12 protein-coding genes are annotated in these 14,182 nt (G+C 73.4%); 3 read left to right on the top strand and 9 right to left on the bottom strand.

From position 1 onward, the window contains the following. Positions 1 to 32: 32 nt before the first annotated feature. On the bottom strand, positions 33 to 3,074 hold the full coding sequence (locus tag LIV37_RS28310; RefSeq protein WP_252505808.1) for a helicase C-terminal domain-containing protein: 3,042 nt from the start codon (positions 3,072 to 3,074) through the stop codon (positions 33 to 35). Positions 3,075 to 3,392: 318 nt separating this feature from the next. On the opposite strand from LIV37_RS28310, the gene LIV37_RS28315 reads away from it, so the two are divergent. After that, the gene (locus LIV37_RS28315) at positions 3,393 to 4,679 is read left to right on the top strand and encodes a hypothetical protein (protein ID WP_020870511.1); all 1,287 of its coding nucleotides are present in this window, start codon (positions 3,393 to 3,395) and stop codon (positions 4,677 to 4,679) included. 25 nt (positions 4,680 to 4,704) lie between these two features. On the opposite strand, the gene LIV37_RS28320 is transcribed toward LIV37_RS28315, so the two are convergent. The 3 genes from LIV37_RS28320 to LIV37_RS28330 are packed head-to-tail and all read right to left on the bottom strand — an operon-like array spanning position 4,705 to position 7,900. Continuing rightward, entirely contained in the window at positions 4,705 to 5,637 is a 933-nt protein-coding gene (locus LIV37_RS28320; protein WP_373920662.1) for an ABC transporter ATP-binding protein, read from the bottom strand. Next, positions 5,634 to 6,779, bottom strand: coding sequence for a FecCD family ABC transporter permease (locus tag LIV37_RS28325; protein ID WP_020870513.1), 1,146 nt, complete (start codon positions 6,777 to 6,779; stop codon positions 5,634 to 5,636). The genes LIV37_RS28320 and LIV37_RS28325 overlap by 4 nt, the downstream gene beginning before the upstream one ends. Next, entirely contained in the window at positions 6,776 to 7,900 is a 1,125-nt protein-coding gene (locus LIV37_RS28330; protein WP_020870514.1) for a FecCD family ABC transporter permease, read from the bottom strand. Before LIV37_RS28330 ends, LIV37_RS28325 begins: the two co-directional genes overlap by 4 nt. 66 nt (positions 7,901 to 7,966) lie before the next feature. Between LIV37_RS28330 and LIV37_RS28335 the strand changes: the two genes are divergently transcribed. Then, positions 7,967 to 8,608, top strand: coding sequence for an HAD family hydrolase (locus tag LIV37_RS28335; protein ID WP_020870515.1), 642 nt, complete (start codon positions 7,967 to 7,969; stop codon positions 8,606 to 8,608). 258 nt (positions 8,609 to 8,866) lie between these two features. On the opposite strand, the gene LIV37_RS28340 is transcribed toward LIV37_RS28335, so the two are convergent. Further along, positions 8,867 to 9,175 carry a hypothetical protein gene (locus LIV37_RS28340; RefSeq protein ID WP_020870516.1) on the bottom strand — a complete coding sequence of 103 codons (309 nt, stop codon included), beginning with the start codon at positions 9,173 to 9,175 and terminating at the stop codon, positions 8,867 to 8,869. Positions 9,176 to 9,343: 168 nt separating this feature from the next. Between LIV37_RS28340 and LIV37_RS51815 the strand changes: the two genes are divergently transcribed. After that, on the top strand, positions 9,344 to 9,727 hold the full coding sequence (locus LIV37_RS51815; protein WP_014177506.1) for a cold-shock protein: 384 nt from the start codon (positions 9,344 to 9,346) through the stop codon (positions 9,725 to 9,727). Between the two features lie 189 nt (positions 9,728 to 9,916). On the opposite strand, the gene LIV37_RS28350 is transcribed toward LIV37_RS51815, so the two are convergent. The 4 genes from LIV37_RS28350 to LIV37_RS28365 form a co-directional block, all read right to left on the bottom strand. Beyond that, positions 9,917 to 10,783: a 1,4-dihydroxy-6-naphtoate synthase gene (locus LIV37_RS28350; protein WP_121825218.1), complete on the bottom strand. Its 867-nt coding sequence runs from the start codon at positions 10,781 to 10,783 to the stop codon at positions 9,917 to 9,919. Positions 10,784 to 10,803: 20 nt separating this feature from the next. Continuing rightward, positions 10,804 to 11,631 carry a futalosine hydrolase gene (mqnB, locus tag LIV37_RS28355; protein ID WP_020870518.1) on the bottom strand — a complete coding sequence of 276 codons (828 nt, stop codon included), beginning with the start codon at positions 11,629 to 11,631 and terminating at the stop codon, positions 10,804 to 10,806. Positions 11,632 to 11,926: 295 nt separating this feature from the next. Then, on the bottom strand, positions 11,927 to 12,433 hold the full coding sequence (locus LIV37_RS28360; protein ID WP_020870519.1) for a hypothetical protein: 507 nt from the start codon (positions 12,431 to 12,433) through the stop codon (positions 11,927 to 11,929). Positions 12,434 to 12,606: 173 nt separating this feature from the next. Next, a complete protein-coding gene (locus LIV37_RS28365) occupies positions 12,607 to 14,181 on the bottom strand; it encodes an MFS transporter (RefSeq protein WP_121825217.1) in 1,575 nt (524 codons plus the stop codon). Position 14,182: the final 1 nt, after the last annotated feature.

Raw genomic sequence — 14,182 nt, forward strand, 5'->3', positions numbered from 1 at the left:
GTGTCCGAAGCTCCGGACGGGCTGATCGCAGCCTATGTGGCGTCCTCGGCCAGCTCGGCGGCGCCCGTGATGCGGTGCAGGGGGTACGTACGGACCTCGTCGGCCGTGTGGTCGTACGCCGTGACGAAACCGCCTTCGACCCGGACCGGGGCGATCACGCGCTGGGTGGCCGCGCCGTTCGCGTTGACGTAGCCGATCCAGACGTTGGAGCCGGTCAGGGCCGCGGCCTGCATGGTGGCGAGGGTGTCGGCGGAGGTGGTGCGGGGCAGCCGGTCACCCCTGGCGGCGGTCCCGGAACCGGCCCCGACCCCGGAACCGGCCCCGACCCTGGAACCGGCCCCGGCCCCGGATCCGGCCCCCACCCCGGCCCCGGATCCGGCCCCCACCCCGGCCCCGGATCCGGCCCCGGGCCGTGAGCCGGAAGCGGTCTCCGGGCCGGAAGCGGTCTCCGGCCTTGCCCCGGCCGCGGCGGTCGGTTTGTGGGGCGCGGTCGCGGCGAGGTCCCCGGCGCGGATGGCGCGCACCGCCGCGCCCAGCAGGGTGGCGTCGGGCACCGGCGGGCCCTCGGGGACCGGGGCGGGCGGCTTACGGGGCGGGGTGCGCTGGGCTTCGGCCCGGCTGACCAGCACATCGCCCTCGGCGGACTCGGCGGCCGGGGCGTACCCCATGGCCCGCAGCCCCTCCAGCAGCGTGTCCGGCGGCGCCTGGGCGGCCAGCACGGTGGGGGCGAGGCGGCGCAGCCGCAGCCCGGCCGAACGGCGGTCGGCGAGGATTTCGGCGAGCAGCGTGTCGTCGTCGCAGCGCAGATACGCGGAGGCGGCGCCGATGCGCAGTCGGCCGTGCTTACGGGCCACGTCGTCCACGAGGTAGGCGAGCGGCTGGGGCACGGGGGTGCGGGAGTGCGCGGTGAGGAAGGTGTGCACATCGTCGGCGGTCCGCCCGGCGTCGAGTGCGCGGCGTACGGACTCGGGCGTGAAGCGGTAGACGGTCGCGCCGCCCTTGGACTCGACGTCGGCGAGGATGCCCAGCGTCTCGGCGAGCGGCCGTTCCAGCGGGCCGGGCGCGACGGCGGTCAGGTCGGCCTGGAGCAGGACGTGGTCGAGGGGGTCGGGGAGCAGCGGCGCGAGCAGCCGGGCGGCCTGCGCCGACGCGAGTTCGCTCTCGGCGGCCGTCGGCTCGTCCGGGTGGCGTTCCAGCAGGGCGCGGCCGTGGGCGGAGAGCGCGCCCCGGCCGGTGACCCCGAGCATTTCGGCCTCGGTGACGGCCCAGCGGGCCAGCCGCGAGCGCAGGTCCTCGCCGGTGGGCGAGGCGGCGGTGGGCGAGGCGGCGGTGGACGCGGCCCCGGGGACGGCCGCGGAAGACCAGGTGGCGGCGTACGAGGTGGCCCCCGGGGCGGACCCGGAAGGGGCGGCAGCGCCTGGGGTGGTCGCGCCTGGGGTGGCAGCGCCTGGGGTGGCCGCGGTGGGGGCCGGGGCCCCGCGGTGGCCGGTCGGCCGCTCCCACCGCAGCCGGGCCAGCAGGACGTCGGGGGCGGCCGCGGCACCGTGCGGGAGGGTGGCCAGGAGTTCGAGGACCCGGCGGCGGACCTCGGGGGCCGGGGAGCGGTCCAGTTCCGGGCCGAGCGCGGCGAGGGTACGGCCCCTGCTGTCCCGGCCGCCGACCAGGCCCGACGTACGGGTCGCGGGCAGCCAGGCGGCGGCGAGCCGCGCCCAGCGCTCCTCGGTGGGCAGCCGCAGCCAGTCGTCGTAGGCGGGGGTGGGGGCGTAGCGCTCGTTGGTCTCGCCGTCGGAGGCCACCAGCCCGGCCGCGTACGCCAGCTCGATCCAGAAGGCGGCCACCGGTTCGGACACGTCGAGCGCCACGGCGGTCCGCTTGAGGTCGCGGACGCTCAGCCCGCCCGCGCGCAGGACGGTCGGCCCGGCGGTCTCCCACTGCCCCAGCAGCTCCTCGACGGTGGCCAGAGCGGTGAAGGTCTGGCCCGCCGCGGTGTTGTCCACAACCTGTGGATCGTGTTCGGCGGTGGGCGAGAGCGGCGGGGCGAACGGCTCGGGGGCGCGGTGTGCCCGGCCGTGGCGCAGATGCAGGGCGACCTCGCGGGGCAGTACGACATTGCGCGGGCCGGACGGCAGCAGCAGGCCGTGGTCCAGCAGCCAGCCGACGGGCGGAGTGGGCGAGGCGACGGATGCCTCCCCGTACGGCGGCCCCCAGGTCAGCTTGGCCAGCACGGCCGCCGCGCCCGCCGGCGCCCCGTCGAGCAGCGCCGACATCCGGGCGCGGTCCCGGAACAACTCGGCCAGGGCCGCCGCCGCCGTGACGGGATCGTGCGTGGGCGACTGCCCGGCCGCCGCCAGCAGCTCCTGAAGCCGCCCCGGCGACATCCCGGACGTGGCCTCCTGCACGGTCGGGCCGAGCCCGGTGGGGGAGGGAGAGGTGGACGAGGGCGCGAGCAGCTCCCGAGCGGTCCGGACGAGCCGCAGCCGATCGTCCCCACCCCAGATCAGGGCCTGCTCGCGCAGCGTGGCCACGGCCCGCGGCAACTCGGCGACGATCGCGGCACGTTCCTCGGCGCGCAGGGGGGCGCCGACGCCCGAGGTGGGCCCGGCGGGCGAGCCATCCCCTGGGGGCTGGGTGGCCCCGGCTGTCCGGGCGTCCTCGGAACCTCGGGCGTCCCCGGCGCTACGGGCGTCCTCGGAACCCCGGGCGTCCGTGGCACCTCCGGCGTTCCCGGCACCTCCGGCGTTCCCGGCACCCCCGGGACCCCGGAGTTCCTGCGCGCCCCGGGGGTACCCGCTAGCCCCGGCCTCCTCAGCGCCCTCAGCGTCCTCGTCGCCCTCAGCGCCCTCGTCGCCCGTCAGCAGGTCCCGCAGGGTCTCGTACGGGCAGGGGCCGGGGGCGACGGCCAGGGCCTCGGCGGTCTGTTGCGCGAATCGGTCGAGACGCTCCACGGCTCGTACCACCGAGGCGCGGGTGCCCGCGCGGGTGGCGAGCTGGGTGAGGTCGTTCGGGACCGGGGAGAGCAGATCGGGGCGGGCGCGCAGCAGGGCGGCGAGGGCGTCGTCGGGCCGGGTGCGCAGCTCCTCGGCGAGGGTGCGCGGCACCCCGCGGCCACGGTCGCCGTGGCGGCCGTGGCCGCCGTCTCGTGGGCCGCCGCCCCGGGGGACGCGATCCTGCGGACCGCTGTCCCCGCGGCCGGTGTCTGCGGGCAACTCATGCCTCCCGGGTGCGCGAGCTGGTCTCTTCGGGCACGTCAGCCCTCTCGATTCCATGAACTGCTCATTCGATCCACAGTACCCGCGGGGTGCGGGACGGAGGGGATGCGGCGGGATTCCGGTTCCGCGCGGTACCGTCGGAGCCGATTGATACGCCGACGGTGCGCATTCTCAGGGGTCTTGGTGGGGATCGAGAGCGAGAAGCTCGTCTACGACTATCTGAGCCGTGTCGGTGACCTGGCTCAGCAACAAGGTCTGTCGTCCGGTGAACGTATGCGGCTGGTCTCCGGGCTCCGTGCCGATATCGACCATCGCCGGGCCACCGGAGGGGCGGACAGCCCGGCCGGGGTGAAGCGGATCCTGTCCAAGCTGGGGTCACCGGCCGATGTGGTGGCCGCCGCGGGTGGCCGAGGCCCCGACCCGGGATCGGGGGGAATGGGTGGTGAGCCCAGTACGGAGGGCGGCGGCGCGGGCGGCGGTGCGTCGCAGCGAGGGGCCGCCGGGGCGGCGCGGGCGGCCCGCGACAAGTTGGCCGGGCTCGCCAAGAGCAGCGGTCTCACCGGTAAGGTGCCCGCCCCGCGCGAGGAGGGCGCCCCGGGGGTGCCCGGCACCGGCCGGGACGGGGACGGCCGCGCGAATCGCACCCCGGGCGACGGCGCCCACTCCCTGATCAAGCCGAGGCCCGCCACGCCCGCCACGCCCCCGTCCAACGCCGCCTCGCCGCCGCATCTCGCGGGCGAGGACGAACTGGGCCCGCGCGAGTCCGACATGGACTGGTGGCATGTCGAGCCGGGCCCCTTCGCCCAGCCCGAGCAGCGGGACGCGCAGTACGGCGCGGTCGAGGGGTTCACCGGCGGGATCGAGATCCCCGAACTGCTCGGTAAGGGCAAGTCGGCCGAGCAGGAGCGCCAGGAGCGGCGCGAGGCCGAGGAGAAGGCGGCGGCCGAGGCTCAGGCCGCCGAGGCCGAGGCCGAGGCGGACGCGGAGGCGAAGGCGAAGGCCGAGGCCAAGAAGGCGGCGGCCGGGGGCAAACCGCGCAGCGGGCTGCGCCGCGTACTGCTCGGGCCCGGTAAGGCGGGTAAGGCGGCCGATCAGCCCGCGGGCGGAGGCGGCGTCCCCACCTGGCTGTCCGGACTCGGCCCGGTGCTGCTGGTGGCGGTCGGACTCCTCGTGGCGGGCGCCGCCCTGGGCAACATCATCCTGATCGCCTTCGGCTGGGTGATCGCGTACTACAGCACCTACCGCCGGTCCCCTGCCGAGGCGAAGTGGGCGGCGCTGGGCATGCCCGGCCTGGTCGCGGCCGGGGCCGCGATCTGGCTGTATGGCCGGGCCGACGGCAAGTGGGGCGAGCCGATCCCCGAGCACGGCTGGAAGGACGCCCTGACCGAGACCTGGCCCTACGTCGTCCGGGGCGCCGCAATCGCCTCGGTGCTGTTCCTCCTCTGGCGCGCCGGGAGGCGCAAGGGCTGACGTCGGGTGCGTAAGTCTCTTGCGCTCAGCCCCGCTGGGCCTGCCAAGGCGTGCCCGGGACGACCAGGGGGCTGCCGGTAACCGGGTCCGGGACGACCACCGAGTCGAGGCCGAAGACCTCGTGCACCAACTCCGCCGTGACGATGCCCGCCGGGCGGCCGCGTGCCACGATGCTGCCGCCCTTCATCGCGATCAGGTGGTCGGCGTAGCGGGCGGCCTGGTTGAGGTCGTGGAGGACGGCGACGACCGTACGGCCGCGTTCGTGGTTGAGCTGGCGCACCAGGTCCAGCACCTCCACCTGGTGGGAGATGTCCAGGTACGTCGTCGGCTCGTCCAGCAGCAGCAGATCGGTCTCCTGCGCGAGCGCCATCGCGATCCATACGCGCTGCCGCTGCCCTCCCGACAACTCGTCCACCGGGCGGTCGGCGAGCGCCGTCACGTCCGTGCGCTCCATGGCGTCCGTGACGGCCCGTTCGTCCTCCTCCGACCACTGCTGCCACCACCGCTGATGCGGCTGGCGGCCACGGGAGACGAGGTCGGCGACGGTGATCGCCTCGGGTGCGACCGGGGTCTGCGGGAGCAGCCCCACGGACTGGGCGATCTTCTTCGTCGGGATGCGCGCGAGATCCGTGCCGTCGAGGAGCACGGCGCCGCCGCGTGGCCGAAGCAGTCGCCCGAGGGCGCGCAGCAGGGTGGACTTGCCGCAGGCGTTGGGGCCGACGATGACCGTGACCTCGCCGTCGGGTATCTCCAGGTCCAGCCTGTCCACGACGGTGCGGTCCTCGTAGGCGAGGGTCAGCTCGCGTGCGGTGAGCCGGTTCGGCGGGTTCGGCGGGTTTGGCGGGTTTGGGTAAGCGGCCTCCGTCGGACCGGCCTCTTTCGGACCGGCCCCCGTCGGACCGGCCTCTTTCGGACCGGCCCCCGGGCCCGTTCCCGTTGTGGACGCCGAAGCGGTCATGCGGCGGTGCCTCCCTTACGGCCGCGTCCCCCGGAAGACAGCAGCAGGTGGATCAGATACGGGGCGCCGACCGCCGCCGTCAGCACACCCACCGGCAATTCGGTCGGCGCGAACAGCTTGCGGGCCAGCAGATCGGCGGTGACGACGATGAACGCTCCGGTCAGGGCCGAGCACAGCAGCGGGATCTGGGCGGTGCGGGTCATCCGGCGGGCGATCTGCGGGGCGAGCAGCGCCACGAAGTCCACCGGGCCGGCCGCCCCCGTCGCCATCGACGCGAGTACGACGCCGAGGGCCACCAGGCCCAGCCGCGCCCGCCCGAGCCGTACGCCCAGCGCGGTGGCCGTGTCGTCGTCCATGGACACCGTGCGCTGAGCCCGCGCCGCCCACAGCACACCGGGCAGCAGCACCAGCAGCGCCCAGCCGAGGGGAGTGGCCTCGCCCCAGCCGCGTCCGTTGAGCGAACCGGTCATCCACACCTTCGCCTGCTGGGCCACGAGATAATCGCCCTTGGTCAGGAAGAGCTGGGTGATCGAGCGCAGCGCGACGGCGAAGCCGATGCCGATGAGCACGAAGCGGGCCGCCTGGAGCCCGCCGCGCCAGGCGAAGACGTACACCAGCGCGGCGGCGGCGAGACCGCCCGCGACGGAGAGGTACGGCAGGACGGTGTAGGAGCTGACCCCGTAGGTCATCGCGCCCACGGTGACCGCGCTCGCGCCCTGGCTTACGCCGATGATGTCGGGGCTGGCGAGGGGGTTGCGGGCCACCGTCTGGATCAGCGCGCCCGCGATGCCGAAGGCGGCGCCGACCATCAGGCCGAGCGTCATCCGGGGCAGCCGCAGCGTGCCGACGACGAGGTCGTTCGGGGTGGCCTGGCCGAGGCCCCACTGGGTGTGCAGGACGGCCTTCACTGCGTCGCCCGGAGCGACGAAGCTCTCGCCGACGCACAGATACGTCACGCAGGCGGCGGCGGTGGCCAGGGCCAGCCCGATCGCGACGAGGGCCGAGCGGCGGTGCAGCAGGAACGATCCGCCACGTCCGCCACGTCCACCACGTCCAGCATGACCTTTGCTCCTGATACGGATCAGGCCGTACCCGGCCGGGCGGACCCCCGGGTGGGCGGTGTGGCTCTTCGTCGCGCTCACGCGGCCACCGCCTTCCGGCGCACCAGCGTGACCAGGAAGGGCACTCCGATCAGCGCGGTCATCACGCCGGCCGGGACCTCGCTCGGCGGGAACACGACCCGGCCCACCACATCCGAGACCAGCAGCATCACCGGGCCGATCAGGGCGGCCATCGGCAGCACCCAGCGGTGGTCGGTGCCGACGATCGCGCGGGCGATATGGGGGACCGCGAGGCCGACGAACGCGAGCGGACCGGCGGCGGCGACCCCGACGCCGGTCAGGATCGTGGCGCCGAGGGCGGCGACGATCCGTACGACCGCCACGTTCTGGCCGAGCCCCTTCGCGACGTCCTCGCCGAGCGCCAGCGCGTCCAGACCGCGTGCCACCGCGATCACCAGCACCGTGCCGACCAGCAGGAACGGCCAGATCTGGCCGACGATCCCGGTGTCCCGCCCGGCGAGCGAGCCGATCTGCCAGAAGCGGAACTCATCCAGGGCCGCCGCCTTCGTCGTCAGCACGCCCGTTGTCACGGACACCAGCAGGGCGTTGATCGCGGCGCCGGAGAGCGCGAGTTTGACCGGGGTCGCGCCGCCCCGCCCGCTGGTGGCGATGGCGTAGACGGCGACTGACGCCAGCCCCGCGCCCGCGAAGGCGAACCAGACGAAGCCGCTGAGCGTGTGCACCCCGGCGAAGGCGATCGCGAGCACCACGCCCACCGAGGCCCCCTGGCTGATGCCGAGGATGCCGGGGTCGGCGATCGGGTTGCGGGTGACGCCCTGCATCACGGTGCCCGCCATGGCGAGCGCCGCGCCGACCATCAGCCCGACGAGGGTGCGCGGCAGCCGCAGGGACCGCACGATGTCGGCGGCGTCGCTCGAACCGCCGTGCAGCAGCGCGTCCAGGACCGCGCTCGGCGCGATCTGGCGGCTGCCCACGGCGAGGCTCAGCAGGACGGCGAGCAGCAGGGCGACCACGGCCGCGGCCGTCCAGCCGAGGCGGCGGCGGACCAGGGAGGCGCGGGCCGGGGAGGCGCGGGCCGGGGAGGCGGGGCCCGGAGAGGTGGGGCCCGGAGAGGTGGGGGCCGGGGAAGCGCGGACCAGGGGGGCTCTGGGAGGGCGGTGGCTGGTCCGGTCGGCGGTCATCGCGTCCGTTCGCTCGTCGGCTACGAAGTTAGGCGAGGCTAAGTGTATGGGGTGGGTGGAGGCACAATGGCGGGCATGTCTTCGCACTCCGCTCTCACCGTCGGCTTCGACCTCGACATGACCCTCATCGACTCCCGGCCGGGCATCAAGGCGGCGTACGAGGCGCTCTCGGCCCGGACCGGCACCTACATCGACACCGACCTCGCCATCACCCGGCTCGGCCCGCCGCTGGAGCAGGAACTGGTGCAGTGGTTCCCCGATGAGCGCGTCGAGGAGATGGGCGAGCTCTACCGCGAGCTCTACCCGGAGTACGCGATCGCGCCCACCCCGGCCATGAAGGGGGCGCGGGAGGCGATCGAGGCCGTGCGGCGGGCGGGCGGCCGGGCCATCGTCGTCACCGCGAAGCACGAGCCCAACGCCAAGCTGCACCTGAGCCACCTGGACATCGAGGCGGACGCGGTGATCGGCTGGCTGTGGGCCGAGGCCAAGGCGGAGGCGCTGCGGGAGTACGGGGCGACGGTGTACGTCGGGGACCATACGGGTGACGTACGGGGCGCCCGTACGGCCGGTGCGCTGTCCGTGGCGGTCGCCACCGGGCCCTGCGCGATGGACGAGCTGCTCACGGCCGGCGCGGATGTCGTGCTGGACGATCTGACGGCGTTCCCGGCCTGGCTGTCGGGCTACATAGGCGACCGCACGGCGGGCTGATCCGCCCAGCTCACGAGCTCAGCAGCTCACCCAGCTCACCCAGCTCAGCCGGTTCATCATCAGTTCAACAGCTCACCAGAGTTCACCAGCTCACCAAGCTCCTCGGCTCACGAGCTCATCAGAGTTCACCAGCTCACCAAGCTCCTCGGCTCACGAGCTCATCAGAGTTCACCAGCTCACCAAGCTCCTCGGCTCACGAGCTCATCAGAGTTCACCAGCTCACTCGGTTCATCTGATGCATCCGGTGATGCACCCGGTTCACCCGGACGGCGGTACGGGTGGCCGTGACACCCGGGCGGCGGCCGCGGCCTCCCGCCGCTGTGCCGCGATGGAGCGCAGTAGCCCGACGGCGGCGAGGGCGAAGCCGACGCCCATCAGCATGCAGACGAAGTACGCCACCGAGGGCAGCGGATCCGCGCCCAGGAAAAGCGGCGCGACGGTGACGAGCGTGGCAACCGCTCCGATGGCGAAGACGATGACGCCGGACCGGATGAGCCGATCGCCGGGAAGGGGCGCCTCTCGAGGGTGGCCGGGGGAGCCGCCGCGGTGCGGGGTTTCATTACTCACCGGACCAGGGTAGATCCGTGCCAGAGCGCGCATAGGAACCACCCGGGTACGTCTTGTCACCAGGCTCGGGACCATTAGCCTTGGTGGTGGCGGGTCTTACGACCCGCTGTAGTGCTATCGAGAGCTGTTTTTCCGTGTTTTCCGACGAGCGACGAGGACGAGACAGACGTGCCTACCGGCAAGGTCAAGTGGTTCAACAGTGAGAAGGGCTTTGGCTTTCTCTCCCGCGATGACGGTGGCGACGTCTTCGTTCACTCGTCGGTGCTTCCGGAAGGCGTCGACTCACTGAAGCCGGGGCAGCGCGTGGAATTCGGCGTGGTGGCCGGAAATCGCGGGGATCAGGCATTGTCCGTCACCGTTCTCGATCCGACTCCCTCCGTGGCGGCCGCCCAGCGCCGCAAGCCGGATGAGCTGGCGTCCATTGTCCAGGACCTGACCACCCTGCTGGAGAATGTGACGCAGCAACTGGAGCGCGGCCGCTATCCGGACAAGGCACACGGCCACAAGATCGCGGGCATGTTGCGGGCGGTGGCCGACCAGCTCGACGTCTGACCTGAGGCCGGTTTGAATCTGGGGTGAGTCCGGTCTGAGCCTGGGCTGGATCTGGGCTGAGTCCGGTCTGAATCTGGTCCGAGTTCGACCTGAGCGGCCCGGCGCACATCGGCACATACGACATCCCGTCAGCGGAGCCGGATGGATTTCCATCCGGCTCCGCTTGGCGTGTGACCACTTGCCGAAGCGTCAGACCGCGTCCAGCGCCCCGGGACCGAGTGGCGGTACCAGCCCCTCGGCCGCCGCGCGGGTCAGCAGCCCGCGCACCGCGGCGTAGCCGCTCTCGCCGAGGTCGGCGGTGAACTCGTTGACGTACAGCCCGATGTGCTGATCGGCCACGGCCGGGTCCATCTCCTGGGCGTGGTCCAGGACATACGCCCGCGACGCCTCCGGGTCGTCCCAGGCCATCCGTACCGACGTCCGGGCGGCGTCGGCGAGCTCCCGCAGCCGCTCGGCGCCCAGTGAACGCTTGGCGATGATCGCGCCGAGCGGGATCGGCAGACCGGTGGTCTGCTCCCAGTGCTCGCCCATGTCAGCCAGGCAGTGCAGTCCGTAATTCTGATAGGTGAACCGGGCCTCGTGGATGACGAGCCCCGCGTCGACCTCGCCGTCCCGCACCGCGGGCATGATCGCGTGGAACGGCAGCACCTTGATCTCGCCGACCCCGCCCGGCACCTCGGCGGCGGCCCACAGCCGGAAGAGCAGATACGCGGTCGAACGCTCGCTCGGTACCGCGACCGTCTTCCCCGCCAGATCCTTGCCGGTGAGCTGCTGCCCCTCGCCGGACTGCCGCGAGAGCACCAGCGGACCGCAGCCGCGGCCGAGCGCGCCGCCGCAGGGCAGCAGCGCGTAGTCGTCCAGCACCCATGGCAGTACGGCGTACGACACCTTCAGTACGTCGAACTCACCGCGTTCGGCCATCCCGTTGGTGATGTCGATGTCCGCGAAGGTGACATCGAGCGCGGGCGCGCCGGGGACGCGGCCGTGGGCCCAGGCGTGGAAGACGAACGTGTCGTTGGGGCACGGGGAGTAGGCGATCTTCAAAGGCTCAGTCAGGGAATCGCGCAGGGGCTCAGTCACTGCCGGGTTCCTTCCGGGTCAAAGGTCCAGGTGCCGAGGAGGGGGGCGACGGACGCGAAGGCGCCCGTGAGCGCTTCGAGCGCCTCCCCGATCCGCCAGGCCGCGCGGTCACGCGGTCCGACGGCGTTGGAGACCGTCCGTACTTCCAGGGCGGGCACGGACTGGGCCGCGGCGGCCTCCGCGACGCCGAAGCCCTCCATGGCCTCGGCGACGGCGCGCGGATGGCGGCGCAGCAGCTCGGCGGCCCGTTCGGCGCTCCCGGTCACGGTCGACACGGTGAGCACGGTGCCGCGCACGGCGTCCGTCGCCTCGGCGACGGCGGCGACGAGCGGGGCGGGCGGGAGGTGTTCGACGGTTCCGAAGCCCAGATCGGTGACGGCGGCGAAGCCGTCGGGGGTCTCGGCGCCCAGGTCGGCGGCGACGATGGCGTCGGCTACGACGACGGAGCCGAGGTGCGCGGCGGCGGGCCGCTCCGTGGCCGTTGTGGCGGGCCGCGCCGTGGCCGTCGTGGCGGGCAGCGTGGCGACGGGGCGCGCGGTGGTGAAGCCACCGCCGATACCGGCCGATACGGCCAGGTCATAGGGGGTGCGGGCGACCGCGGCCGCGGTCAGGGCGGCGGCGGTTCCGGCCGCCGCGGCCGCCGGGCCGACCCCGGCGGCCAGGACGTCCACGGTGAGCGGCGGCCCGCTGGGTGGCGCCGGGCTCAGCCGGTGGAGCACCCCGCCGGGGACGGGGAGTTCGGCCAGCTCGGGGGCCGTGGCGCCGACGCCCCGTACGACGGCGTCCCGCTCGGCGGGTACGGCCGTGACGATCAGTACGCGCATGGGTGACTCCCCCTTGTCACACACAACCCTGTCACGGCGCGGCCGGTTGCCCGGTGCGACCGGGCCCTGTCCCGCGGAGCGGTTCCACCCGTCAGGTGTCCCGTCGGGAGTCCAGTCAGGTGTCCCGTCGGGAGTCCAGTCAGGTGTCCCGTCGGGAGTCCAGTCAGGTGTCCCGTCGGGAGTCCAGTCAGGTGTCCCGTCGGGAGTCCAGCCGGGAGTCCTGTCGGGAACCGCGTCAGGAGTCCTGTCGGGAACCGCGTCAGGAGTCCCGTCGGGAGTCCCGTCCGGAAGCCCGTCAGGAGTTCCGTTCCAGCGTGAAGCGCCAGATGCCCTTGACGCCCTGGCTGCTCTTGCCGAGCTCGGCGACCGTGATCGTGACCTTCTTCTCGAGCGTGGTCTGGCCGGTCTGCGGGTTCTGCCGGGCGAAGAGCGTATCGCTGTCGAAGCTGCGGTACGTCTCCTTGCTCGCCTCGGCCATGACCGGGTTGTTGGCGATCAGGCCCCAGCTGGACTTGGCGATCTCGGGGTCCACCCCGAGCCGAACCTTGTCCCCGGGAGTCACCTTGATCGTCTTCTCGGGCTTGGCGGACAGGCAGTCCTTGAACTTCTTCGAGCTCAGGTCCTTGCCGTCGCCGTAGCAGCCGTTGCTCGCCTCGGCCGTCACGGTGTTCGAACCGACCGTCACCGTTGCCAGCGGGGTCGGCTTGTCGCAGGCGGAGAGGGCGACGAGCCCGAGGGACACAGCACAGGCGGCGGTGACGGCGCGGCGGCCCTTGCCCCTGGAAAACAGCGCAGCGGTCATGCGGGCAGGCTATCTGGCCCCGCTGATCGCCTCGCGCGCGGGTACGACTCGCAGACGGCGGTCCCGCCAGGGACTCACGCCTCCGGTAGTCCCCGGAACTCATGCCACCGGTAGCTCCCGGAACTCGCGCCTCCGGTAGCCCCCAGGACTCGCGCCACCCGTAGCCCCGGAACTCACGCCACCCGCGGATACGGCGCCCCCTGCCGGGAGGCGCTCAGCAGGCCGCGGACGCTCAGTGCGGTGCCCAGCGCGATCACCGCCGCGGCGACCGCCATCCCCAGCACCCCGTGGAGCGGCAGCACGATGCCGATGGCGCCGCCGAGGACCCACGCCATCTGGAGCGTTGTCTCGGAGCGCGAGAACGCCGAGGTGCGGACCTCCTCCGGGACGTCACGCTGGATCAGCGCGTCCAGCGACAGCTTGCCCAGCGCCTGGGAGATCCCGGCGGTGGCGGCCACGGCGGCCACCGTCACCGCGCCGTAGAGGGCCGCCGACACGATGAGCACGCCCAGGGCGGAGCTCAGCACCACCGCGATGATCAGTTCCGGGCCGCGCGCCCGCAGCCAGGCGCCGATCGCGGTGCCCAGCGCGTTGCCGCCGCCCGCGCAGACCGCCGCGAGGCCGAGCGAGATCTCGGGGCCGAGTCCGCCCAGCGGCTGGTCGCGGAGGAGGAAGGCCAGAAAGAGGGTGAGGAACCCGGACAGGGTCTTCAGCGCGGCACACGCTTGCAGGGCGTGCAGCACGGAGGGACCGACCGTACGGAGGCCGGGCCGCCGGGACCGGCCCCTCCAGAAGGCGACCCGGGAGAAGCCGGACCTGGGGAGCGTGATCCGGGAGAAGCCGGTCCTGAAGAAGCCGGACCTGGGGAAGGCGATCCGGGAGAAGCCGGACCTGTCCCCGCCGCCGAAGGCGGCTCCACCGGCCGGGGCGGCCCGGGCCCCGCCGACCCTGGCCTTGGGCTTGCGCACCGTGACCGGCAGATGCAGATGGCGCTGTCCCGAGGTCAGCTGCGCCCTGGCCTCGCCCTTCGAGGAGTCCACCTTGTGCGGCAGGGTGAACGACAGGAATCCGCCCAGCAGGAAGATCACGGACGCCCCGTACAGCGGCCAGCTCGGCCCGATCTGATGCAGCCCGGCCCCCAGCGGGGCCGCCGCGCCGGTGGCGAGCAGACCGGCCAGGGTGACCCGGGAGTTGGCCTTGACCAGGGAGAAGTGGGGTGGGAGCAGCCGTGGCACGACGGCGGAACGGACGACTCCGTACGCCTTCGACGCCACCAGCACGCCCAGCGCCGCCGGATACAGTTCGAGCCCGCCGCCCGCCACCGCGCCCGCCATCGTCAACGCGAGCACCACGCGGGTCAGCATCGCGCCCGCCATCGCCGCGCGGCGGCCGTGCGGAATGCGGTCGAGCAACGGGCCGATGACGGGGGCGAGCAGCGCGAACGGCGCCATGGTGATGACCAGGTAGAGCGCGACCCGGCCGCGGGCCTCGTCGGTCGGGACCGAGAAGAAGATCGTGGAGGCGAGGGCGACGGTGATCAGCATGTCGCCGGCGGAGTTCACCGCGTGCAGTTCGATCAGCTTGCCGAGCCCCGACTCGCCGGCCCCGTGGGCATGGGTGGCGCGGCGGATGCCCCGCCCGGCCGCGGTGAAAGGGAGGCGGAGCGCGAAGGGGAGACGGAGCGCGTGGACGATCCAGCGGCCCGACCTCCTGGTCGAGCCGTCGCCGTACCACCGCGTTCCTGCCACC

Source organism: Streptomyces rapamycinicus NRRL 5491 (assembly GCF_024298965.1).
Lineage (GTDB): Bacteria > Actinomycetota > Actinomycetes > Streptomycetales > Streptomycetaceae > Streptomyces > Streptomyces rapamycinicus.

Bases quoted from the DNA above. Each gene is read 5' to 3' on its own strand.
- mqnB (WP_020870518.1), bottom strand. From the start codon at position 11,631: ATGCGCGTACTGATCGTCACGGCCGTACCCGCCGAGCGGGACGCCGTC.
- LIV37_RS28360 (WP_020870519.1), bottom strand. From the start codon at position 12,433: ATGACCGCTGCGCTGTTTTCCAGGGGCAAGGGCCGCCGCGCCGTCACC.
- LIV37_RS28330 (WP_020870514.1), bottom strand. From the start codon at position 7,900: ATGACCGCCGACCGGACCAGCCACCGCCCTCCCAGAGCCCCCCTGGTC.
- LIV37_RS28320 (WP_373920662.1), bottom strand. From the start codon at position 5,637: ATGACCGCTTCGGCGTCCACAACGGGAACGGGCCCGGGGGCCGGTCCG.
- LIV37_RS28335 (WP_020870515.1), top strand. From the start codon at position 7,967: ATGGCGGGCATGTCTTCGCACTCCGCTCTCACCGTCGGCTTCGACCTC.